Consider the following 24,352-nt stretch of genomic DNA (forward strand, 5'->3'; position numbering starts at 1 on the left):
CTTCTGCCTTACTGCCTCTATGGCTACTCATCGATTGCCTCCTGGTAGCGCCAGGTTTGATGGATCTAGTCCGTCATTTGAACGTCACACTTCAGACTCAGGCTCCCAACGGCGAAACAGCACGCTGGCGTTAACACCGCCGAAACCGAACCCATTTGAGAGCGCATGCGTGATCGACAACTGCCGAGCGTTGAGTGCGACCAGATCAAGGCCGCCGGCCGCCTCATCGGGATGATCGAGATTCAGCGTGGGCGGCACCACCTGGTCGCGAAGCGCTAGTACGGTGAACACAGCTTCAATGCCTCCGGCCGCTCCAAGCAGATGCCCGGTGGCGGACTTGGTCGAGCTGATCGCGACGCTAGAGTCGCTCCCGAATACCGAGCGAATCGCTGCCAGTTCGCCTTTGTCACCGACCTGCGTGGAGGTCGCATGTGCATTGATATGCTGAACATCGTCAGGACTCACAGCCGCCTGGCGCAGTGCCTGTTCCATGGCGCGGCGTGCGCCGCTGCCGTCCTCCGGACCCGCCGTCAAGTGATAGGCATCGGCGCTGGTGCCGTAACCGACCAGTTCCGCCAGTGGCTTGGCTCCACGAGCCAACGCATGCTCCAGTGACTCGATCACCAGTAACCCGGCACCTTCGGACATGACGAAGCCGTCACGGTCGCGATCAAAGGGGCGTGAAGCCTGCTGTGGGTACTCGGCAAAACCAGTTGATAGCGCGCGGGCCGCCGCAAAACAACCCAGGGTTACACGGTCTATCGCTGCTTCGGTACCGCCGCATATGGCGATATCCGCCTCACCACTTCTGATGATTCTGGCCGCATCGCCGATGGCTTGTACCCCAGCAGCACAGGCTGTTACCGGAGCGCCGAGCGGCCCTTTGAATCCGTTCCGAATGGATACGTGCCCGGCCGCCATGTTGGCGAGAAAAGACGGCGCAGTGAACGGCGACAATCGGCGAGGACCACGCGCATCGGTGGTGCGGACAGCGTCGGCAATCGCGCCAAAGCCACCCACGCCCGATGCAATGATCGTGGCGGTCCGCTCCTGGTCTGTGACTTCTGTCGGATGCCAGCCTGCCTGCTCCAGAGCTTCGTGCGCTGCCACAAGTGCAAACTCGATGAAGCGATCCATCTTCTTGCGATCCTTGGCCGAGATGATGCGCTCCGGGTCGTAACCCGCGATGGCATCATCTTCTAGAGACGGCACCTGGCCGCCTACTGCAACGCCCGTACCCTCAGTAATATCGGCAGGCAGGTTACGGATGCCAGAACGCCCAGCCAGCAGTCTCTTCCAGACTTCCTCTACTCCGCATCCCAGAGGCCCGACAATTCCGACGCCCGTGACCACGATTCGCTTTTGACCTTCGAGATTAATCATTGAACCCTCTTCATTTTTCAGTCGACGCCCACGCTACGGCCTATGGCTAAAGCTTTGTGGTCTGGTGAACGGCGATAGGACGGGGTGGTGTCCTATCCACCAGGCTTGCTTGCTTATTCGCTGTTTCGGTTTGACCCGTATTGTCAGGACGGATCTTGAACCAGATGGCGTACATCGCCGGCAGGAACACCAGCGTCATGATGGTGCCGACTAACGTGCCTCCGATCAGCGTGTAGGCCAGCGTCCCCCAGAAGACGGAATGGGTTAGCGGAATGAACGCCAGGATTGCCGCGAGTGCTGTCAGCAGTACCGGGCGGGCACGCTGTACCGTGGCTTCGACCACTGCGTGAAACGGGTCCAAGCCTTCTTGGGCGTTGTGATGGATCTGCCCGATCAGAATCAGCGTGTTGCGCATCAAGATGCCCGACAGCGCGATCAGCCCGACCAGGGCGTTGATTCCAAACGGCTGCTGGAAGATCAGCAGCGTTGGCACCACGCCAATCAATCCCAGCGGCGAGGTGAAAAACACCATGATCATTGCCGAGATCGAACGTACCTGGACAATGATGATCAACAGCGTCAGGGCAATCATGATGGGAACCAGCGGCACTATCGCCTGGCCGGCCTTTCCCGATTCCTCGATCGCACCCGCCTGCTCGATCCGGTACCCGCCAGGCAGCGTGTCGATAATCGGCTGCAGTTGCTTGACGATCACACCCGATACATCGGGCGGCTGAAGGCCTTCGGCAATATCGCCGCGCACGGTGATAGTCGGCGTGCGGTCACGGCGCCTAAGGATCGGATCCTCCATACGCACATCCACCTCTCCGACCTGGGACAGAGGGATACGCTGACCCGCCGCTCCCACCAATGTGAAGCCTTCAATCCGGGCGGGATCGAGCCGGATATTCCCCCCTGCACGACCAACCACCTGCACTGAACGAATGTCTTCACGAACCGCCGTGATCGGCACTCCGGCCAGCAGGAATTGCAACTGCTGGGCGACTGCACTGGATGTCAGTCCAACCGCCTGCAAGCGATCCTGATCCAGGTTGAAATGCAGCGTCGGCGTCAGAGGGCCCCAGTCGCTGTTGACCGTCCTCATCATCGGGCTGGCTTGCATGACATCTTGTACACGACCCGCAATCTCGCGAAGCTTCGTCGGGTCAGGCCCTATCACCCGGTAGGCCACCGGGAATGGCGAATACGGACCAAACACAATTTGAGATGCCCTGACTCGGGCCTCTGGGGCGAGGCCAGCAGCGACCGCTTCGCGAAGACGGAACTTGAGGGTTTCACGTGCCTCCTGACTGTCCGTCAGCACCACGATCTTGGCGAACGATGGATCGGGCAGTTCTGGCGCCATCGCCAGGAAGAAACGCGGCGCGCCCTGCCCAATATAGGCCGTGACGATTTTTGCCTCTTCCTGCTTTTTCAGCCAGGCCTCGACCTTTGCAGCAGTGGCACTGGTCTGCGCGATCGAGGTTCCGTAGGGCATTTGCACCTCGACCATCACCTCGGGACGGTCCGAGGTCGGGAAGAACTGCTTCTTCACCAGGCTCATGCCCAGAACCGCCACGAAAAACAGCATGATAACCGTGCCAGCCACCAGCCATTTGCGAGCGATGACGCGTGTCAGAACCCGGCGGAAGCGGTTGTAACGGGGGGTGTTGTAGATAGCCGCATGCCCACCCTCGACCTTCTTGATGTCTGGCAACAACTTCACTCCCAGGTAAGGGGTGAAAGCCACCGCGACGACCCAGGAAGCGATCAAAGCAATGCCGACGATCCAGAACATGTTGCTGGTGTACTCGCCGGCAGTGGACTGGGCGAAACCGTTGGGCATGAAGCCAATCGCCGTTACCAGCGTACCGGAGAGCATCGGCGCGGCCGTATGACTCCAGGCATACGCGGAAGCTTTGATTCGGTCGTAGCCCTCTTCCATTTTCACCACCATCATTTCGATGGCAATGATCGCGTCGTCCACCAGCAGTCCCAGCGCCAGAATCAACGAGCCGAGTGTAATACGGTCAAAGTTCTTTCCGGTGGCCGCCATCACCACAAACACTATCGCCAGCGTCAACGGTACCGCCGCTGCGACCACGAGGCCTACCCGCCAGCCCATGCTGAGAAAGCAAACAAGCATCACCACCAGCAGCGCGACAAAAAATTTGACCATGAACTCGCCAACGGCCGAGTCAATGTTCACGGCTTGATCAGTGACCTTGGTCAGCGTCATGCCCAGCGGCATGCCTTCATTTATCTTCGCCGTCTCGGCGTCCAGCGCCTTGCCCAGGTCCAGGCCATTCCAGCCTTCGCGCATTATGACCCCCAGCAACAAGGCCTCTTCGCCGTTATTGCGCACCAGGAAGGTGGCAGGGTCTTCGTAGCCTCGTTCAACCGTCGCCACGTCCGAGAGCTTCAACGTACGCCCCTGAATCGCCAGGGGCGTGTCACGAATTTTCTCCAATTTATCGAAAGCGCCATCCACCCGCAGGAAAACCTGCGGCCCGTTGGTTTCGATGGAACCGGCGGGTGTGAGCACGTTCTGGCTGTTCAGCGCGGCGAAGATGTCCTGGGGAGAAACGCCCAAGGTGGCCAGTCGGTCATGGGAGAAGGACACAAAAATGCGCTCGGCTTGCTCACCGATGATGTTGACCTTCTTCACGCCCGGCACATGCAACAGTTGTTGGCGCAACGACTCAGCATCACGCACCAACAGTCGCTGCGGCTCGCCTTTGGCTTTGAGGGCAAAAAGCGCAAACGTCACGTCCGAATACTCGTCGTTGACCAATGGCCCGATCACACCCGCCGGTAGCTTGGTGGCTTCGTCATCGAGCTTTTTGCGCGCCTGATAAAACTCTTCCTGCACCTGTGAGGGTGGCGTGCGGTCCAACAACGAAACCATCGTGAAAGCGAGACCGGGCCGCGTATAGGTTTCCGTGCGGTCGTACCATTTCAGTTCTTGCAGGCGTTTTTCAAGTGGCTCTGCTACCTGATCCTGCATCTCCTGCGCCGTGGCGCCCGGCCACGCGGTAATGACCGTCAACTGCTTGACCGTAAACGGAGGATCTTCCGCACGCCCCAGCTTGAAAAACGCCAGGGTGCCTGCAACGGCAATCAGGAAGATCAGAAACACCGTAATAGATCGCTCACGAACGGCGATCGCGGAAAGATTGAAGCGCCCCTCGCTCATGGACGCCCCCCGGCAACTTTTTCGTCATCCTGTTGAGGCAATCTCACCTCTTCACCTTCGCGCAACAGATGTGCGCCTAACGCTACGATCTGCTCGCCGACTTTGAGGTCGCCCGCGACTCGCACTGTGTCGTCGCTCAAACCCAGGACTTGTACAGGTCGCCAGGCCACCTTCGCCGGTGTACCGGCGATGACCCACACGCCAGTGCCTTGGCCTGGGTCATAAACGGCAGCGATCGGTACTTGCAGCCCCTGCCCCTGCGTGGTGCCTTCAGTGATCCGAAGCGTGACGGTCGAGCCTATCGGTGCATTGGCCAGCGCGCCCTCAAGCACATACCGCGCCTCGAAGGTGCGTGTCATACGGTCGGCCGAGTCAGACAGCAGCCTGAGCTTCGCTGTAACAGCATCCGTGGTATTGCCATAAAGCGTCGCCTGCGCAGTAGATCCTGCTGCGGGGCGCAACGTCTCGGGCAGGTGAACGATGGCTTCGCGCTGTCCTGCCCGCGCTAGTCGAACCACGGGCTGTCCCGGGCTGACAACTTGTCCGGGCTCGGCGAGCGTCTCCACCACCACGCCGTCGGAATCCGCAAGCAGCACCGCATAACCAGAAGCATTACGGGCAACGTCAGCCTGCGCTTCAGCGGCGCTAAGCTGCGCCTTTGCGGTATCCGCTGCGGCTTTAATCTGGTCGTAGGCCGATGCAGAAATAGCGCCTGCGGCAACCAGACTGCGGTATCGCGCCTCGTCATCTGCTGTCTGCTTGGCTCGGGCCCGAGCGGCTATGACCGACTCTTGCTGTGCTCGCGCCTGCAACCCTAGGTCGATTGGGTCGAGGCGCATGAGTGGCTGACCACGTTTAACGGTCTGACCGGTGTCGACCAAGCGCTCAAGTATCTTGCCTGACACCCGAAAGCCCAGGTCGCCCTGGACGCGGGCAACCACGACACCACTGAAAGAACGCGAGACGTCGGACGAAGCCTGAACAGCAGTGGACCTCACCAAAGGGGCATGCGTGCGTGGATCTTCAACGGTGGATGAGTCGCCACATGCCGTCAGGACGAGAGGCAACAAGCAAGCGGCAATGGGGAAAGGTCGAAGCCGGCGCATAGGTTCCCTTACTTAAACAAATAGGACAGGCGTCATATTCTCAGTCTAGTGACCTTTTATGTCAATGGTCACAAATTATGAAGTTCTAAGCGCCTCAACCTTGGGGGTGAAATCGCCGAATACACTGAGCCAATTTCGAACTTGGCTGAACGAGCGTCGATTGACAGGAAGTGACCGTAACGTAATATGGTCACAAACATACACAATTGAAGGAACCTCAATGCCTCCCCTCCGTCCCGTTGCTCTCTTGGTGAGTGCCAGCTTGATGACAGGTTGCGCGGTCGGTCCGGACTATCACCGTCCGGACACCCCGCTTTCGGACCGTTACTTGGGTCAGCCTTCTGTCGAACAGAGGCTTGGGGCGACGCCTGCCAGTCTTGTTACCTGGTGGGAAGGCTTCGGTGATCCACTGCTAGCCGACTTCGTCTCCAAGGCACTTGAGCAGAACCTGGATCTGGCGCAAGCGTCGGCGCGAGTAACGCAGGCACGGGCAGGACTAGGCGCCGCAAATGCCGCTTTATTACCCTCCGGAAACATCAGCGGCCAAGCCGCGCGTTCCTACCAGTCAATCGAGACCCCACTCGGCCAGGTGTTGAACTCAACGCCTGGCTATGATCGGTACGGAAGTTCCTACGAGGTCAACCTCGATGCTAGCTGGGAGGTGGACGTCTTTGGCGGACTGCGACGCGGACGCGAGGCTGCACTGGCCGAGTACCAGGCTTCCGAGGCGGGTGTCGCTGCCACACGACTGGCCATCGCCGCGCAGACCGCCGATATCTACATCACTATCCGCGGATTGCAGACCCGGTTGGACATTGCGAACCGACAAGTCAAAACGCAGCAGGAGCTACTAGAGAAAGTCCAATTGCTCTACAGCAAGGGCCTCGCCGCCAACTATCAGGTTCGTCAGACTGAGGGGGCACTATCGCAGGTCCAAGCGACAGTACCGGCCCTGCAGACCGGCCTGGATGCTGCCATGAATGCACTGGATGTCATGCTCGGCACGCCGCCAGGCACTCACCGAACGCAATTGGCAAATACGGGGAACATTCCTGTAGCGCCGCAGATAAAGGCCACGGGAACGCCGGCCGATCTGCTGCGCCGCAGGCCAGATCTTATTGTTGCTGAGCGCCATCTCGCAGCCTCAAACGCACGCATCGGGGAAGCGATTGCTGAGTACTACCCGAAATTCTCCCTGAGCGCATTGCTGGGCAGTGCCACGGCTGTATCCGCAGGCAACCTTTTTACCGGCGGTGCCAGCCAGTCGGCGGGCGTATTGGGGCTACGCTGGAGACTCTTCGACTTCGGTCGCATAAACGCCCAAATCGAACAAGCCAAGGGACAGGAAGCCGAAACCCTGGCCGCTTACCGTCAGTCTGTGCTGCGCGCCACCGAGGATGTCGAGAACGCGTTCTCCTCACTGGTAAATCGGGAAGCTCAAGCAACCACCCTCACCGGGGGAGAGGCGTCTCTGACGCAAGCTCGCCAATCGTCGTTCATTGCCTATCAGAAAGGTACGGCCAGCCTGATCGATGTCCTTCATGCCGACGAGACGATGCTGCAGGCTTCCGATGCCCGAGCGCAAGCACGAACGGAATCGGCACGGGCGGCGGTCGCGGCATTCAAAGCGCTTGGTGGTGGCTGGCAACCTCCTGAAGCCCAGCCTGTAGCGACCCGATGACTTAACCAGATGACGCGGCACTTAATTCACGCCCCCTCCTCTTTCAGATACTACCCAACCCGAGAGCGGGCTTCGCTCACCGACTGACGACCACTGGTCTCAGGCCGTTCTGTTGCGATGCGGTCAGCAGCCAATTGCTCAATAGAAACCAACCGGAGAACAGCGAAATGAAATCGAACGAGAATTCCTGGGTGCTCATCACAGGCGCATCAAGCGGATTTGGCGAGGAGTTTGCCCGGCAATACGCAGCGCAGGGAAAATCGCTAGTTCTGGTAGCAAGAAGGCTGAGTAAGCTCGAAGCGCTATCGGCGCAGTTGCGCGAACGTTTTGGTGTTGATGTGATCGTCGAACAAGTAGACCTTTCCTCGATCCCGGCGATCATCGAACTGCATGAGCGACTCAGCGAACGCAATATAGTGATCGATGTGCTCATCAACAATGCGGGTCATGGATTGCAGGGGCCTTTCCTGGATCAGCCTCTGGACCACTCACTGACTATGATTGATCTGGATATCGCCAGCCTGACAGCCCTGACACGCCTTTTCGCGGCCGACATGCGAGCCCGCAAACGTGGGCACATCCTGATGGTCGCAAGCTTGCTGTCCTTCTTGGGCGTGAAGAATTTCGCCGTTTACTCTGCCGCGAAAGCCTATGTTCTTCGCTTCTCTGATGCGCTTCATCGTGAACTGAAAAATGACGGTGTCGTCGTTACCGCACTTTGCCCTGGGATGTCAGATACCGGATTTGCAGAAAGCGCCAAACAACGGATCACACCGGCCTTAAAAATGGTGATGATGCAGCCTCAACCCGTCGTGCGTGCAGGCATCCGTGCGCTGCAAGCCGGACGCATGAGCGTGGTGCCGGGTTTTGGCAACAAGGCCATCACTGTCTTGACGTGGGCCACGCCACGTCGGTTTCATCAGAGCCTTATGGCGCAGGTGATGGGAGTCTGAGGGGGGGGGTGACAAAGAGGCCTTTTACCTCAGGGGAAAGGCCCAAGATGTGTTCTTAAAGGTCGGGAGGCAACGCGTGCTCCCGACAGGACATTTATCGTGTAACAGCACTCAATTAGAAGCGGTAACTAACAGACGTACCGAGCCCGCTCGCACTGTTCTTATATTTGGCACTGTATGCACCTCTGGTCGGCGAGGTGTCGTTGACCTGCACGCTCTCTTCCCACAAGTAAGAGTAAGCAACATCGATCGTGACATTATCCGCCGGCGTCCAGCCAGCACCGAAGCTGACAACCTTCCGGTCGCCCGTAGGAATGCGCGGTCCACGATTGGTGTTATTGGCCGGTGACTGATCGACCGAAAAGCCTGCGCGAAGTACCCATTGGTTGTTCAGTTGATATGCCGCACCGATAGCATGAGCCCACGTATCGTGCCAATTCTGTTCTTCGGTAATGGTGCCCAGCGCACCGCTCAATGCAGGGGGTAAACCTGTGTTCTCGATGGTTAACGCTTTGAAGCGACTCCAGCGAGTCCAGGTGCTCCCCACGTATAGGGTCCAGTCGTTATTAAGCTGATGAGTCACCGAGAAATCCACTGACTCCGGGGTATCCACATCCAGCGAAGCGTCATAACTGCGGCCGCTGACCCCCCAACACGCTAAAGATGCCGTCAGTGACCTTGGTCTTGGCATCCAATTGATAACTGACCTTGGAATGGTAGGTCATGCCCAAACGGGTTCGATCTGTAGCCTGCACCAAGATACCGGCGTTAAAACCCAGGGCAGTGTCGTCACCCGTGCTTTTGAGTTTTCCGTCATTGCGACCAGGGCTAAGAGGATTGGGCACCATACCGGAAATTTCACCACCGATACGGTTGATGGTCGGACCGAACCCGATCGACACTTTGTCGTTGAAGGCATAGCTGACAGTGGGCTGGAACGTAAGGGTCGTGACCTCGCTTTTGTTGGCGTAGTAACGCCCGGCGAAACCGCTGCCATAGTCAGTCATCAGACCGAAAGGCACATAAAAACCTACACCGAACGCCCAATGCTCATCGATCGGTTTGACGTAGTAACCCATAGGTACGGTGGTGGTTGGCACCATGTCGCCGTCTTCCTGGCCGCCGAATGTACTGCGGGTGTGGCTGATGTCGGACTTGGCGAAAAGAGTCGCCGCCCCCACGCTGACCTGTTCTCTTTTCAAGCGAGACATGCCCGCAGGGTTACCGAAGACCGTGCTCGCATCTTCAGCGGCGGAAGAACGACCGGCAAACCCGGCCCCCATTCCACTGATGCTTTGTTCATTGAGAGCGAAGCCGCTTGCAAAAGCGTTTGAGGATGCGAGCACGACAGCAAGGCCAAATGGGGTCTTGAGCACTATTTTTTTCATTGTTTGAACTCTATGGGTATCACTGAGATGAAGCACTAGAAGCGACGGACCACCATATTTATTCATGTGACCAAATCAGTCAATGGTCACAGTGCAGCTAAATAAAATGCCCTTCGACGGATGGAAGAAGGGCAAAGTGAAAAGCCGCTTGGGATCTGACGCGTACCGCCGTATGCGATAAACCTTTAGCCAAAGGTCAAGGCATGAGGCTACGCAAGATGAGGTTGGAGGTGAGCGTGGGCGCCTCCTCGACGAAATCGAGGTTGTACTGCAGCAGCAAGGGGTTAACGAATGGTCGCAGTGCGAGATGTATCGCTTCTACTGTCTCGTCCAGCGGAGTCTTGCGTTCAAATTCGCCAATCTCTCGCCCCTCTCGCACGATTTGCAACACGAAGCGTTTGATCTGTGCGTCATAAGCCTGCGAACTGGGCCAGCTTTCCGACGCTGCGAACGCTGCAATGTCATAGAGTTTTCGGTCGTTAAAAAACAGATTCACACCTGTGGCGATCACCGTTTTGACCAAACGTCGAAAGCGCTCCGTCGGCGACAGGTCTTCTACATTGATAGCCTGCTCCACAGCCGCGACGATTTCTGCCAGACAATTTGCGCAGATTGCTTCACCGATCGCCTGCTTGGAATCAAAAAATTTGTAGATGTAGGCCTTGGAAAACCCGATGGCCTTGGCCAGGTCGGAAACCGTGGTTTTACCATAGCCGAATTGACTGAAGTGTTCGTTGGCCGCTGCGACAATTTGATCGCGAATCTCGTGATCGATTGGGCCACGGGGGCTAGGCGAAGATATTGATGGCTGATTCATGGGAATAGCTTACTCACCCTATCGAGGACTTACAAATCGTGACCAAACAAATATATAGTCACAAATCTAACGTTTGGAAACCACAGTTGATCTGATTTGAAACGAGCTGACGTTTTGAGTAGTCCAACATGGCGCATTAGCGTTCCAACAGCTCATTGTCGCTAACGCTAGACAGCTTTATCCCCTTTGCCTCGTGCTGATGACGAAGCTCAGCCCAGTCTCTATAAGGGCAGGGTTTCACAGACGGCATCTGCAAAGACCAGTTTCTGACCGCTGCACAGCACCTGTGTGAACTGGGTGCCGATGTGCTCATCCTGGGGTGCACAGAGCTACCCCTGGTGCTCGAGCATAGCGAATCCTACATGATCAAAAATCATGAGGTTGCATTGGTCGACCCGACAACCATTTTGGCATTGAAGTGCATTAAACTTGCCCGTGAGAACACGGACAAGCCTCAGTCACTGAGCAAGCAACACTGTGTCGATTGATTACAACGGAGCTACGTCAAGGGAAGGCGTCTGTATTCAACGGGACAGGCACCTCCATCCCAAAAACCGTCTTCGAAGCGGAACGAGGCGCCGTAGGCAGAATCCGGTAAATGGTTAGCGCCATCCTCCCGTAACCGCGAACGGAAAGTACCGCTATGTGGCCGGGTACGATACAAGCCACGTTTTTGCAGTTCAGGAATGACCAGCTCCACGAAGTCCTCAAGGCTGCCCGGGCTGATCAGCGGATTGAGCATGTAGCCGCTGGTGCCGGAAATACGGGCGTGCTCTTCGATCCGATCGGCCACTTGTTGCGGCGTTCCCACCAGAATCAGATCACTGCCCCGAGTGATGTTGGCAAAGCGCTGTTTGACATCACCGGCGGTCAAGGGCTTGCCACTGCCATCGGGACGCATCACATAGGAGGTCATGCCTTCGGTGTGAGTAGACAACGCGTCGCTGTCCGCGTAGCGGCTGATGTCGATACCGGTATCGCCGGCATAACTCACCAGTTGCGCCTGCAAGTGATAGTTGCTTTGCAGTTCGTCATCGCTATGTGCGGCGCCAGCTTCAACTTTAGCGATTCTGCCAAAACTCGTTGTTGCTCTGCTGCCCCTGAGATTTTTTTGTTCATCTGTTCGATGCTCAGTCCCCCCCGCAGTTGGCATTGCCTATGTTCGCTAGCGAACAGACTTCGCCGCGATGAATAATCCACACTCGTCGGTGGAATGCTGCGCCCGGCGGCGCAATGCCCCGCACACCTGGCCTGGCGTAGAACCGCCTTCATTCCACATGCGACCTGCCCTGCGCCGGTCGTACGAAGGATTTCATGCAAAATATCCTGACTCGCACACTGTCCAGCCTTTGGCGCTCACCGGCCATCTGGCTCAGGTGGAGTGCAGCACGGCACAAGTTCGAGTACGAGCCCATCCTGCGTGCCGACCTGTTCAATGCGCAGCAGATGGCAGACCACGGTATCGTGCTGGCACGCCAACATGTGCTCGGGCGCCTTTCAAAAAAGGATGCCTTGCTGGGCCGCCTGACTGACAACCAACTGCTTCTGGAGCGTAGCTGCGCAGCGCTCAAGACCGTACAACTGTCCAGCCGACGCGCTACCCCTGCGGCAGAATGGCTGCTGGACAACTTCTACCTGATCGAAGAAAACATCCGTACCGCCCGGACCCACCTGCCCGACGGCTATAGCCGGGAATTACCACGCCTGGCCGAAGGCCCTTCGGCAGGCCTGCCTCGGGTCTACGACATTGCCCTGGAAACCATCGCTCACGGCGATGGCCGGATCGACGCGCAAAGCTTGAATTGTTTCATCGCCTCTTATCAGACCATTACGCCGTTGGCTCTGGGCGAGCTATGGGCAATCCCGATCATGCTGAGACTGGCGCTGATCGAAAACTTGCGGCGCGTGGCGTCTCGGGTAATGGCCAACCGGGATGACCGCAACCTTGCCGATGACTGGGCCGATCGATTGATCGAAATGGCCGAGCGCGACGCCAAGAGCGTGGTGTTGACCGTTGCCGACATGGCGCGTTCGGCACCACCGATGACACCACCATTCGTTGCAGAACTGGCGCGCCGCCTGCAAGGACAAAGCGCCGCGCTGATATTGCCCATGGCGTGGATAGAACAAACGCTCGGTGAGTCCGGCCTTACGGTCGAACGGCTGGTGCAGATGGATGCCCAGCAGCAATCCGGTAACCAGGTGTCCATCAGCAACAGCATCGCCAGCTTGCGGTTGCTGGCAGCGACCGACTGGCGCGAGTTCGTCGAGCTGCTCAGCCATGTCGAACAGGTATTGTGCACGGACCCGGCGGGCGTCTACGCGAACATGGACTTTGCCACCCGTGATCGTTACCGCCATGTGGTCGAACGCCTTGCCCGGCATTGCGTGCATTCCGAAACCAGGGTGGCACAAGCCACCATCGAACTGGCCGCGACCACACAGCCCACAGCCCGTGTAACCGGGCACGTGGGCTATTACCTGGTGGCTGACGGGTTGCACAGCCTGGAGCAGGCGCTGCACGCCAGCGTACCGCTGCTCGAACGATGGAAGCGGCTGCTACAAAGCGCCCCGTTGAAGTTCTACCTGTGCCCTGCACTGCTGCTGACACTGCTGCTGGCCTGGCCATTTCTCAGCAGTGCTTATCGCAGCGGCACGCCACTCTGGTGCCTGGTCCTGCTCGCCGTGCCCGCGTTATTGATGACCAGCCGCCTGGCGATCGGGTTGGTCAACTGGCTGGTGACGCTCACGGTAGCCCCGTCACTACTGCCGCGCCTGGATTACAGCAAGGGCATACCGACCGAGGCGCGAACGCTGGTGGCGGTGCCTACGATGTTTGCCAACGCCGGCGACATCGAGGCCCTGGCGGAAGGCCTGGAAGTGCGATTCCTGGCCAATCGCGATGCCAACCTGCATTTTGCGCTGCTCAGTGACTTCATGGACGCCCCTGCCGAGGTGATACCCGAGGATGCCGAACTGCTCGCCCTGGCGCGCCAACTGATCGAGGCGCTCAACCACAAATATGCCGATGGCCAGGTCGACCGGTTTTTCCTGCTGCACAGGCCCAGGCACTGGAGCTCGACCGAGCGGGTATGGATGGGGCATGAACGCAAGCGTGGCAAACTTGCTGAACTCAACGCTTTGCTGCGTGGTAAAGGACAGGAGCGCTTTGCACTGATCGTCGGTGATGTCGCGCCACTGGCTTCGGTGCGCTTCGTCATCACCCTGGACACCGATACCTTGCTGCCACGGGATGTCGCGCATCAGTGCATCGGTGCGATGATGCACCCGCTGAACCATCCGGTATTCGATGAACAGAGCGGCAAGATCGTCAGCGGTTACGCCATCCTCCAGCCACGCGTGGGGATCAGCCTGCCCAGCACGGCACGCTCAACCTACGCCCGTCTGTTTGGCAGCGATGCGGGTGTCGATCCTTATACCCGTGCCGTCTCCGATGTTTATCAAGACCTGTTCCAGAACGGTTCCTTCATCGGCAAGGGCATCTATGCCGTCGACGCCTTCGAACAGGCACTCGAGGGCTGTCTGCCCGACAACCGCATTCTCAGTCATGACCTGATCGAAGGCTGCTATGCCCGCTGCGGGCTGCTCAGCGATGTACAACTGTATGAGGAATACCCGTCTCGCTACAGCGCTGATGCCAAGCGCCGACACCGCTGGATTCGCGGAGACTGGCAAGTGCTGTACTGGGCCTCGCCGTGGGCACCGAAACCCCAGGGAGGATTTGCGCTCAACCGTCTGAGCAACCTTGCCCGCTGGAAGATTTTTGACAATCTGCGCCGCAGCCTGGAGCCAGGCGCCTTCCTGGCCATGCTGGCATGGGGCTGGTTGGGTTCGAGCGAGGCCGTCTCCTGGACATTGGCGGTGGTGGCTCTGGTATTTCTCCAACCGGTACTGCAGTCGGTATTGGCGCTGGTACAGAAAGCTGCTGATATTACCCTGAGGCAACACCTGAGCGCGGCATTACGGACCTCGGGCCAGCATTTCATGCGAGCGCTGTTGTCGATTGTCTGGTTGCCGTCCGATGCGTTGTTGAGCTTCGATGCGATTGGCCGCTCACTGTGGCGCATGCTGATCAGCAAGCGCCTCCTGCTGCAATGGCAACCTTCTCGTGAGGTGGAGCGCGCCAGTGGCAACGATCTGTCCGGTATGTATAAAAGCATGTGGATTGCCCCTGCTCTGGCGCTGATTCTATTCGCGGCCCTGCTGCCAACTCTCTACGTACTCGCACTGGCGGCACCCTTGCTGCTGGTGTGGTTGGTGAGCCCGGCGATTGCCTGGTGGATCAGCCTGCCGACAACCCCGGCGGGATTTGACCCGTCAGCGCAAGACCTGCGCTTCCTGCGCATGCTGTCACGCCGGACCTGGGCGTTTTTCGATCGCTATGTGGGCCCCGAGGACAACTGGTTGCCTCCGGACAACGTCCAGGAGATACCCAAGCCAGCCATTGCCCATCGCACCTCACCGACCAACATGGGCATGGCCTTGCTCTCTCACCTGGCGGCCCATGATTTCGGCTATTTGAGTACCGGGCGTTTGCTTGAACGCATCACTACCACGCTTGAGTGCATGGCCGGCCTTGAGCGACACCATGGGCACTTCTACAACTGGTACGACACCCAGACACTGCAGCCACTGGCACCTCGGTATGTGTCCACCGTGGACAGCGGCAACCTGGCGGGCCTGCTGCTCACCCTGCGGCCGGGGCTGCAGGGGTTGGTCGACACCCCCCTGTTCGATCAACGCACCCTCAGCGGTCTGGGCGACACCCTCGATGTGCTGCAGCAGGCACTACAGGGCGAAAACCTCGATGACCGTGCCGTGCTTGAACTGCGCGCGAAGGTGACCTTGGCCGTGGGCCAGGACAGCCCGCACAACCTCCTGCAATTACTGGATTTGGCGGATGTTCTGACGATCGAAAGTCCGGCCACGTCTGCTGAAGAAGCACACTACTGGCTGCAGGCACTACAGGCGCAGTGTGCGGATCTGCGGGCAGAACGACTGCGCTTCGAACTGCCGTTGGCACCCGCCCGGGCCAAGGCACCGGCACCCACACCAGCACTCAGCCTGCGGCAAATGGCCGAGCTCGATTGCACGCTGTGGCTGCCCGCCGATCAGGCGCAAGTGCAGGCGGTACAATGCCTGGCTCGCGCACGAATCAGCCACCTTGAGCGCCTGGCCGAATTGTCCGCGTCACTGGCCAGCATGGACTTCACGTTCCTCTACGATGCTCAACGTGACCTCTTCTCGATAGGCTACAACGCCGACGAGCGCAGGCTGGACAACGGCTATTACGACCTGCTCGCTTCAGAGGTGCGCCTGACCAATTTCGTGGTCATCGCCCAAGGCCAGCTGCCGCAGCAGGCCTGGTTCACCCTCGGGCGCTTGCTCAGCAACAATCGGGGGGTACCGGTACTGCTTTCCTGGTCCGGATCAATGTTCGAGTACCTGATGCCAAACCTGGTCATGCCCAGCTATGAAGGTACGCTGCTGGAGCAGACATGCCGTGCGGCCGTCGCCTTGCAGATCGAGCATGGCAACCAGTTGGGTATCCCCTGGGGCGTGTCCGAGTCGGGTTACAACACCCTGGATGCCCACTTCAATTATCAGTATCGGGCGTTCGGTGTTCCAGGCCTTGGCCTCAAGCGCGGATTGGCCGAGGATACCGTGATTGCGCCGTACGCCAGCGCCCTGGCGCTGATGATCGAGCCGCAAGCGGCCTGCCGCAACCTGCAACGCCTGGCGGCCCAAGGGTCGGCCGGCCGCTATGGCCTGTACGAAGCGGTCGACTACACCGAGGCACGCCTGCCACGCGGCCAGCGCTATGCGGTCGTGCGGTCGTTCATGGCGCACCATCAGGGCATGAGCCTGCTGGCCTTGACCAGCCTGCTGCTGGACCGGCCCATGCAGCGACGCTTCGAGTCGATCCCGGCATTCCAGGCGACCATCTTGTTGCTGCAGGAGCGCGTCCCCAAAACCGCTGCACCCTACCTGCATGCAACCCAGGCACCTGCCACAGGGGAAAACGGACGCACGCAGGAAACCAGGCTGCGAGTGTTCGCCGATCCCGGGCGCAAGCGCCCCGCCGTCCAGCTACTTTCCAATGGCCGTTACCACGTCATGCTCAGCAGTGCCGGTGGCGGTTACAGCCGCTGCAACGACATCGCCGTGACCCGCTGGCATGAAGACGCGACCTGCGACAACTGGGGCATGTTCTGCTATCTGCGCGATGTCAGCAGCGGCGTATTCTGGTCCTCGGCCCACCAGCCGACCCGGCACCAGCCAGAAAGCCATGAGGCGATTTTCAGCGATGCCCGGGCCGAGTTTCGTGTCCGCGAGCTCGACTTCGATACGCACACCGAGATCGTCGTGTCTCCCGAAGACGATATCGAACTGCGCAGGCTGCACATCACCAACCGCGCCCGTGTACGTCGCAGCGTGGAGATCACCACCTACGCAGAGGTAGTGCTGGCGCCGGCAATCAGTGATGCCCTCCACCCTGCCTTCAGCAACCTGTTCGTGCAGAGCGAATTGTTGCCGGCGCTGCAGGCAATCGTCTGCACCCGCAGGCGTCGCTCCAGTGAGGAAGCAGTGCCCTGGATGTGCCACCTGCTGGCCGCCCATGGCGTAGACATCGACGCCATTTCCTACGAGACCGATCGGGCGCGATTCATCGGCCGAGGACGTAACGTTGCAGCACCGGCGGCGCTCGATGGCAATGTCGAGCAGTTGTCCGGCACCGCAGGCTCGGTGCTGGACCCAATCGTGGCCATCCGCTGCCGTATTGCCCTGGAACCCGGACAAACGGCGACCATTGACCTGGTGACCGGCATCGCGGACAGCCGTGAGGGCTGTCTGTACCTGATCAATAAATATCGCGACCGGCACCTCGCCGATCGCGTCTTCGACCTGGCATGGACCCACAGCCAGGTGTTGCTGCGCCAACTCAATGTCTCGCTGGAAGATGCCCGCCTGTTTGAGCAGATGGCCTCTTCGATCCTCTACGCCAATGCCTCGTTGCGCGCGGAAAACAGCGTCTTGACGGCCAACCGACGTAATCAATCGAGCCTCTGGGGCCAGGCGATCTCCGGGGACTTGCCCATTGTTCTGCTGCAGATCGCAACCGTGGAGAACATTGAGCTCGTACACCAGATGGTCAAGGCCCATGCCTACTGGCGGCAAAAGGGGCTGATGGTGGACCTGGTCATCTGGAACGAAGACCAGGCCGGCTACCGCCAGCAACTCCAGGACTTGATCATGGGTGTGGTGACGTCCGGCAGCGAAGCTTCGCTGATCGACCGTCCCGGGGGCATTTTCGTGCGTCCCGCACAGCAGTTGTCGAACGAGGACCGTACGCTGATCCTGTCGGTGGCGCGCCTGGTGCTGAGTGAAGGCAACGGCAGCATTGCCGAGCAAGTACATAGGCGTCACGCAAGCCCGGCATACCCGGCATTCGTACCCACGCTCAAGCGCCAGGCAAAGGCAACGGCGGCCGCTACCCTGCCCGCCATTGAAGGTTTGCTCCTGGGCAACGCCTATGGCGGCTTCAGTGCCGATGGCAGCGAGTATGTCATGACCTTGCAGCCGGGAAGGCCGACGCCGGCGCCATGGGCCAACGTGTTGGCCAACCCGCACTTCGGCACGGTAATTTCTGAAAGTGGAGGCGCTTACACCTGGATGGAAAACGCTCACGAATTTCGTCTGAGCCCCTGGCATAACGACCCGCTCACCGACACCAGCGGCGAGGCGATCTATGTGCGCGATGAAGAAACCGGATATTTCTGGTCGGTGACGCCACAGCCTTGTCCCGGTACTGGCGCGTACCGCACCCGGCACGGCTTCGGCTACAGCGTCTTCGAGCACAATGAAGACGGTATCCACACCGAGTTGTGGGTGTATGTGGCGCTGGACGCTTCGATCAAGTTCTCGCACTTGCAGATTCGCAACCGTTCAGGCCGCGCCCGGCGCCTGTCGACGACCTGCTATGTAGAGTGGGTGCTGGGCGACTTGCGCAGCAAATCAGCGATGCATGTGGTGACGGAAGCCGACCCCAGCAGCGGCGCATTTTTCGCCAGGAACGCCTATTCGATCGAGTTTTGCGAACGGGTGGCGTTCCTCGATACCGACTCGACCGACACCAGCATCAGCGGCGATCGCACTGAGTTCATTGGCCGCAACGGCAGCCTCAAGGCACCGGCCGGACTACAACAGGCTCGCCTGTCGGGCCGTACCGGTGGTGGCCTGGATCCCTGTGCGGCGATTCAGGTTGCCCTCGACCTCGACAACGGTGACGATCAGGACGTGGTCTTCCGACTCGGTGCAGCCAGGGATACGACGTCAGCCCAGCGCCTGGTTCAACAGTATCGGGGCCTGGGGGCGGCAACCGCAGAACTCGAGGCGGTACGCGAGCATTGGCGTTCGCAGCTGGACGTGATTCAGGTCCAGACCCCCGACCCGAGCATCAATGTCATGGCCAATGGCTGGCTGATGTACCAGGTCATCGCCTGTCGCTTCCAGGCCCGCAGTGGCTACTATCAGTCCGGCGGGGCCATCGGCTTTCGCGATCAACTGCAAGACTGCATGGCGATGATCCATGCCGATCCCGCCAGCGTACGTGGCCATTTGTTGCTGTGTGCAGCCCATCAATATGCCGAAGGCGACGTGCAACATTGGTGGCACCCGCCGCTCGATCGGGGTGTGCGCAGTGGCTGTTCGGACGATTATCTGTGGCTGGCGCTGGCGACCAGCCACTATGTCAACGTCACCGGCGACCTCAGCGTGCTGGCCGAATCCGTGGGCTACCTTGAAGGCCGACCGCTCAATGCCGGGGAAGAGTCCTATTACGACCTGCCGGGCAAATCGCACCTCGAAGAAAGCCTCTATCAGCATTGTGTACGCGCTATCGAATACAGCCTGCAGCGCGGCAGCCACGGCCTGCCGTTGATGGGCACTGGCGACTGGAACGACGGGATGAACCGGGTCGGCCATCTGGGCAAAGGGGAAAGCGTGTGGTTGGGATTCTTCAGCTTTGATGTGTTGCAGCAGTTTGCCATCACTGCCCAATTGCATGGCGACCCTGTTTTCGCACAGCGTTGTACCCAGCAGGCCGCCTTGTTGCAGGCCAGTCTGGAGGAGCATGCCTGGGACGGTTCATGGTACCGGCGCGCCTGGTTCGACGACGGTCAAGTCCTGGGCTCGGCCAACAATGACGAATGCCGCATCGACTCGATCTCGCAAAGCTGGTCGGTACTGTCGGGTGCCGCCTCGCAAACGCGGCGCCGCACGGCCATGGCTTCATTCGAGAAGCATTTGGTACGGCCCGACACAGGCGCGGTCCTGCTGCTCGATCCACCCTTCGACACAGGCTCGCTCGAGCCCGGCTATATCAAGGGCTATGTGCCGGGCGTACGGGAAAATGGTGGCCAGTACACCCATGCCGCAGTCTGGGCCGGCATGGCTTTCGCCGAGCTTGGCGATAACGTCAGGGCCTGGAGGTTGCTAAACATGATCAATCCCGCGGGCCATGAAATCGCCAGCCGGATAGAAACCTACAAGGTCGAGCCCTATGTCATGGCTGCCGACGTCTATGGCACGCCGCCCCATGCGGGCCGTGGGGGGTGGACCTGGTACACCGGGTCGGCCGGCTGGACGTACCGGTTCATCGTCGAGTCATTGCTTGGCTTGCAGCGTGTCGGGACTTCATTGCATATCGAACCGCTGCTGGCACAGGGCTGGCCTGGTTACACGCTGCACTACCGCTATGGGGTGACGACTTACCACATCGATGTGCGCCCTGGCACAACCACCACGCTTTCGGTCACGCTGGACGGCGAGCTGCTCGGCCAGGACGCGCTGCAATTGTCAGATGACGGCAGGGAACATCAGGTGCTGGTGACATGCCCGGTTAAAGCGCATCAGCCAGAAACGCCTGGGTGCGACAGAAACGTCGAAGCCGATCTTGAGCGCTGAGATACAGCGCTCTTGGCGAGCCAGGGTTCAGGCATCAATGCCAGGACCCTGGTGGTGCGGATGCACGGTTTCACTCAGCTTGGTGTGAACAGGTTGGTTGGCCGCCTGCCCCGGCTTGGAATGCAGGGGCATCGGCATGCTCTGTGGCTGTTTCGCAGTGGGCTTGCCAGGGCCCTGGCGAAGATTCGGGTCAATGTGCTTGCTCATGACAATCTCCAACGTTCGGCGCTGCAGATGCAGCGTCGCTCCCTTGATCATCGCAGATCGCAGCGGCTACTTCGGTGCGTTGCCCCGCATAGTACGCTTTGGAGTAACCTGTCCCCATCAGGGAATTCTCCCTCGAATGGTGGCTGATATGTTTGCTGTACCCAAGCCACAACAGAACTACCTGCTGGCAGCGCTTCCGACGCCAGCGCTGGATCGCCTGCTCCCCCACCTCGAACTGGTCGAGCTGCCACTGGGCAAAGTGCTCTATGAGTCCGGCGGCGCCCTGCGGCATGTCTACTTCCCCACCGACTCCATCGTGTCGCTGTTGTATGTGATGGAGAACGGCGCCTCAGCCGAGATTTCGGTTGTCGGTAACGAAGGCCTGATCGGTGTTGCAGTCTTCATGGGCGGCGAAAGCACGCCCAGCCGAGCCGTTGTGCAAAGTGCCGGGCATGCTTACCGGTTACCCGGCCAGCAACTCAAGGACGAGTTCAACCGTCATGAAGAGATGCTGCTGCTGATGCTGCGCTACACCCAGGCACTGATCACGCAAATGGCCCAAACTGCGGTGTGCAACCGGCACCACTCCATCGACCAGCAGCTGTGCCGCTGGTTGCTGTTGTCGCTCGATCGCCTGTCAGGCAATGAACTGACCATGACCCAGGAGTTGATCGCCAACATGCTGGGTGTACGACGGGAAGGCGTAACCGACGCCGCCGGCAAGCTACAGCGCCTGGGTGTTATCGAATACAGTCGGGGACACATCAAGATCCTGGACAGGGCTCGGCTCGAGGAGCTGAGTTGCGAATGCTACGCCGTGGTCAGAAGAGAAACCGAACGATTGTTGCCCTACTTTCCATGGCCGAAGTGACTCATGAAGGTCTGTCGGGACGCCCCCGGTCAAGCTACGACGACCTCTTTTTGCTCGACTTCTGTCAGGTGTAACGGGCAGAAATCGGCCAGAAGCGGGCATTGACCTGGGTTTGCTTTCGACCATCAGCATACATTCAACATGCCTGGCAACCAGTCGCGACCAGGTCCGTTGGGCATCAGCACTCTATGCACGGATGCGCGTCGGCAAGCCGATAGCCTCTGGATCGCTCCTGTTGCAAGGGTAACGGAACGGAAACGCTAACGAGGGTGTCAGCTGTATAGACACCCCTGTTTCTTCCCTCAACCCAAATGAAGCGGTGAAGTCATGAACAATATTATCTACCTCGTTGGCGCCGTCGTGATCGTCCTGTTTATCCTGTCGTTTGTCGGCATAGTCTGATTCAGCCACTCGTGGTCAAAACAGATTGAGAGGGTGCGTTTGCCAGGAACACCCCTAAAACGGCTGCGGTGTTCAGTCCCCCCGTCACTGCGACTGAATCCAATCAAGGAAACGCCGGATCGACGGCTCCTCGCCCGTGCGTTGAACATGCGCGAGACACCATCCTCCGGCCTGCATGACGTCTGTATGCATGGGTGTGACCGGCTGCCCGAACGAAGATCGGAGGTTGCCGGGCAGATCATCAGGCCATTGGATAAAGCTAATATAAAACAATAGATTAATTTCTATTTTTTAAAGTGATTGCGACACACACAGATCTTGAAGCACGCAACCACCTCATTCTCGCGTCAGCTTTTCGATCAGCGCCCAATGCTCAGGAAACTGCTGACCGAGCTTTTGCCGGTCGCCCATTTCCATATCCGCGAAATCAAATCCTGGCGAAACCGCTTCACTGATCAAGCCGAATCCTGCAGCGCCTTGCATCACCTGCGAAGCTTTCCAGATTCCACCGGCCACGTGCAGCTGCAAGCATTGTCCGGCGAGAACGTCGTGACCCATCACGATGGTTTTCAATGTGCCGTCCGGAAAAATCAGCGTGTACTGAATCGGATCGCCCAGATGATAGTAATGAACGATGTCTGACTGGTTCAGATGGAAATGACCTGTCGGAGAATCCTGGGTCAACAGGTAGAAAATCGACGTCATGCAGTGCCGCTGGCCACCCGAAGTCAGGATCATGTCCTGGTCGTCCGATTGGTAGGTTCTGCGAAAAAAACCACCTTCGATATGGGGCTCAAGGCCCAGGGCCTTGATCATTTCTCCAATCTGCAGGGTGCTTTGAGTCATTGTCCGTACGCCTCCAATTCCTGATTTTGATGACATATTCGAAGCATTTACCGACATAAATCGACTAAATAGTGCCTTGGTCGATTTTGTTCGTCTGAAGTCAACTCGAACCTCGAAGTCCGCGGCAGAAAACCGGACGACTTCCCTCCCCTCAGTCTCAGCTAAGTTTCGATCCGTATCGTCTCCCTTGCGCAATTCCTGCGCTGCAAAGGAGAGGCACCTCCCATGAAACCCGCTACAGCCGGATGGCTCAACAAAGTACCCGAGGTGACGCTGTCATTCTGGGTGATCAAGATCTTGTCCACGACCGTGGGTGAAACCGGCGCGGACTTCCTCGCTGTCGATGCCGGCCTCGGCCTGGGCTGGACCAGCTTCGGCATGGCGACATTGCTGGCCATTGCGCTGTTCATACAGATGCGCAAAACCGCCTGCTCGCCCTGGATCTACTGGCTGACCGTGGTGCTGGTGAGCATCGTCGGGACGCAGCTCACTGATATCCTGACCGACGTTCTCGACGTCAGCCTGTACACCAGCACCGCCGTGTTTTCAGTTTTGCTGGCACTCAATTTTCTCGTCTGGTACCGGGTGGAACACAACCTGTCGATCCGCGAGATCGTCACCCCACGCCGGGAATGGTTCTACTGGACGACCGTGCTCTGCACCTTTGCCCTCGGTACGGCAGCCGGCGACCTGGCCACCGAAGCACTGGGACTGGGTTTCACCCTCGGCGCCGTGATTTTCGCCGCGCTGCTCGCCGCGACCCTGGTGGCCTGGCGCATCGGTGCCAATGTGGTACTGGCCTTCTGGATCGCCTACATCCTGACCCGTCCGTTCGGTGCTTCTCTTGGCGACTTGCTGACCCAGTCCAAGACCTACGGTGGCCTCGGTATGGGTGCTACCTGGACCAGCGCGATCTTCCTGTGCGTCATCGTCCTGCTGGTCGCGGTCGCGCAGATCAGCGTCGGCAACCGCAAACTCGTCACTCAGCAATAACGCTTAATAGTCCATCAAGGAATCGTCATGCGCCCTTTTCAACACATCATTCGCCACGTCGCCATTGTCTCGTCGATTTTCCTGCTCGGTATCGCCGCCGGCTGCTCGAAACCCGCCGACAAGCCAAACGCGGGCAACACTTCAGCTGCGATGAGTGAACAAACCCGGTCCGGTTCAAAACTGGGTGACCTGTCCGAGTTCCGCACCATCGCCGCCGACGTTGCCACGATCGTCGATAAAAACGACCTGCCGGGTGCGAAAGCCCGCATCAAGGACCTGGAGAGCGCCTGGGACTCCGCCGAAGCCGGGATCAAGCCGCGCGCCGCCAGCGACTGGCATGTAGTGGACAAGGCCATTGACCGCGCACTCGACGCGTTGCGCGCCAGCAATCCGCAACAGAACGATTGCAAGGCCCGCATGGACGAGCTCATGAAGGCCTTCGATTCGATGAAAGGCGCGTAATAACCGGGCGGACAAACGCCGGTACAGGTGCTTCAATACAGGCGCGACGGTCATGACCGC

Annotated in this window: 12 protein-coding genes and 3 pseudogenes; 7 read left to right on the forward strand and 8 right to left on the reverse strand. The window is 59.0% G+C overall.

Going from position 1 to position 24,352, the window contains the following annotated elements:
• Positions 1-84: 84 nt before the first annotated feature.
• From fabF to AB4Z35_RS16745, 3 genes are read right to left on the reverse strand one after another with little or no spacing between them, the layout of a single operon-like run.
• Entirely contained in the window at positions 85-1,383 is a 1,299-nt protein-coding gene (gene fabF, locus AB4Z35_RS16735) for a beta-ketoacyl-ACP synthase II (protein ID WP_442098185.1), read from the reverse strand.
• Positions 1,384-1,429: 46 nt separating this feature from the next.
• Positions 1,430-4,579 carry an efflux RND transporter permease subunit gene (locus AB4Z35_RS16740; protein WP_442098186.1) on the reverse strand — a complete coding sequence of 1,050 codons (3,150 nt, stop codon included), beginning with the start codon at positions 4,577-4,579 and terminating at the stop codon, positions 1,430-1,432.
• Positions 4,576-5,685, reverse strand: a complete 1,110-nt coding sequence (locus AB4Z35_RS16745) for an efflux RND transporter periplasmic adaptor subunit (protein WP_007993320.1) — start codon at positions 5,683-5,685, stop codon at positions 4,576-4,578. Before AB4Z35_RS16745 ends, AB4Z35_RS16740 begins: the two co-directional genes overlap by 4 nt.
• 220 nt (positions 5,686-5,905) lie before the next feature.
• Here AB4Z35_RS16745 and AB4Z35_RS16750 point away from each other — a divergent pair, with 220 nt between their 5' ends.
• A complete protein-coding gene (locus AB4Z35_RS16750; RefSeq protein WP_442098188.1) occupies positions 5,906-7,366 on the forward strand; it encodes an efflux transporter outer membrane subunit in 1,461 nt (486 codons plus the stop codon).
• Between the two features lie 167 nt (positions 7,367-7,533).
• Positions 7,534-8,319, forward strand: coding sequence for an SDR family NAD(P)-dependent oxidoreductase (locus tag AB4Z35_RS16755; RefSeq protein ID WP_057396028.1), 786 nt, complete (start codon positions 7,534-7,536; stop codon positions 8,317-8,319).
• Positions 8,320-8,434: 115 nt separating this feature from the next.
• Here AB4Z35_RS16755 and AB4Z35_RS16760 read toward each other — a convergent pair.
• Positions 8,435-9,707 (reverse strand): annotated as a pseudogene (locus AB4Z35_RS16760) (OmpP1/FadL family transporter).
• A 196-nt stretch (positions 9,708-9,903) separates the two neighbouring features.
• The gene (locus AB4Z35_RS16765) at positions 9,904-10,524 is read right to left on the reverse strand and encodes a TetR/AcrR family transcriptional regulator (protein WP_442098190.1); all 621 of its coding nucleotides are present in this window, start codon (positions 10,522-10,524) and stop codon (positions 9,904-9,906) included.
• Positions 10,525-10,757: 233 nt separating this feature from the next.
• Here AB4Z35_RS16765 and AB4Z35_RS16770 point away from each other — a divergent pair.
• Positions 10,758-11,012 (forward strand): annotated as a pseudogene (locus AB4Z35_RS16770) (aspartate/glutamate racemase family protein); the annotation flags it as partial.
• Between the two features lie 11 nt (positions 11,013-11,023).
• Here AB4Z35_RS16770 and AB4Z35_RS16775 read toward each other — a convergent pair.
• Positions 11,024-11,557: pseudogene (locus AB4Z35_RS16775) on the reverse strand (LLM class flavin-dependent oxidoreductase); the annotation flags it as partial.
• 281 nt (positions 11,558-11,838) lie between these two features.
• Here AB4Z35_RS16775 and AB4Z35_RS16780 point away from each other — a divergent pair.
• Positions 11,839-20,511, forward strand: a complete 8,673-nt coding sequence (locus tag AB4Z35_RS16780) for a GH36-type glycosyl hydrolase domain-containing protein (RefSeq protein WP_442098192.1) — start codon at positions 11,839-11,841, stop codon at positions 20,509-20,511.
• A 27-nt stretch (positions 20,512-20,538) separates the two neighbouring features.
• Here AB4Z35_RS16780 and AB4Z35_RS16785 read toward each other — a convergent pair whose 3' ends face one another.
• Positions 20,539-20,718, reverse strand: a complete 180-nt coding sequence (locus AB4Z35_RS16785) for a hypothetical protein (protein WP_442098193.1) — start codon at positions 20,716-20,718, stop codon at positions 20,539-20,541.
• A 148-nt stretch (positions 20,719-20,866) separates the two neighbouring features.
• Here AB4Z35_RS16785 and AB4Z35_RS16790 point away from each other — a divergent pair, with 148 nt between their 5' ends.
• Positions 20,867-21,589, forward strand: coding sequence for a Crp/Fnr family transcriptional regulator (locus tag AB4Z35_RS16790; RefSeq protein ID WP_442098194.1), 723 nt, complete (start codon positions 20,867-20,869; stop codon positions 21,587-21,589).
• Positions 21,590-22,327: 738 nt separating this feature from the next.
• On the opposite strand, the gene AB4Z35_RS16795 is transcribed toward AB4Z35_RS16790, so the two are convergent.
• Positions 22,328-22,837 (reverse strand): cupin domain-containing protein, encoded by a 510-nt coding sequence (locus tag AB4Z35_RS16795; protein ID WP_442098195.1) that lies wholly within the window; start codon positions 22,835-22,837, stop codon positions 22,328-22,330.
• 225 nt (positions 22,838-23,062) lie between these two features.
• On the opposite strand from AB4Z35_RS16795, the gene AB4Z35_RS16800 reads away from it, so the two are divergent.
• Both AB4Z35_RS16800 and AB4Z35_RS16805 read left to right on the forward strand, forming a co-directional pair.
• Positions 23,063-23,830: a COG4705 family protein gene (locus AB4Z35_RS16800; RefSeq protein ID WP_442098196.1), complete on the forward strand. Its 768-nt coding sequence runs from the start codon at positions 23,063-23,065 to the stop codon at positions 23,828-23,830.
• Positions 23,831-23,857: 27 nt separating this feature from the next.
• Complete coding sequence (locus AB4Z35_RS16805) at positions 23,858-24,292, forward strand: hypothetical protein (protein WP_442098198.1); 435 nt, start codon at positions 23,858-23,860, stop codon at positions 24,290-24,292.
• Positions 24,293-24,352: the final 60 nt, after the last annotated feature.

Origin of the sequence: Pseudomonas sp. KB_15 (genome assembly GCF_052114525.1) — a bacterium.
Classification (GTDB): domain Bacteria; phylum Pseudomonadota; class Gammaproteobacteria; order Pseudomonadales; family Pseudomonadaceae; genus Aquipseudomonas.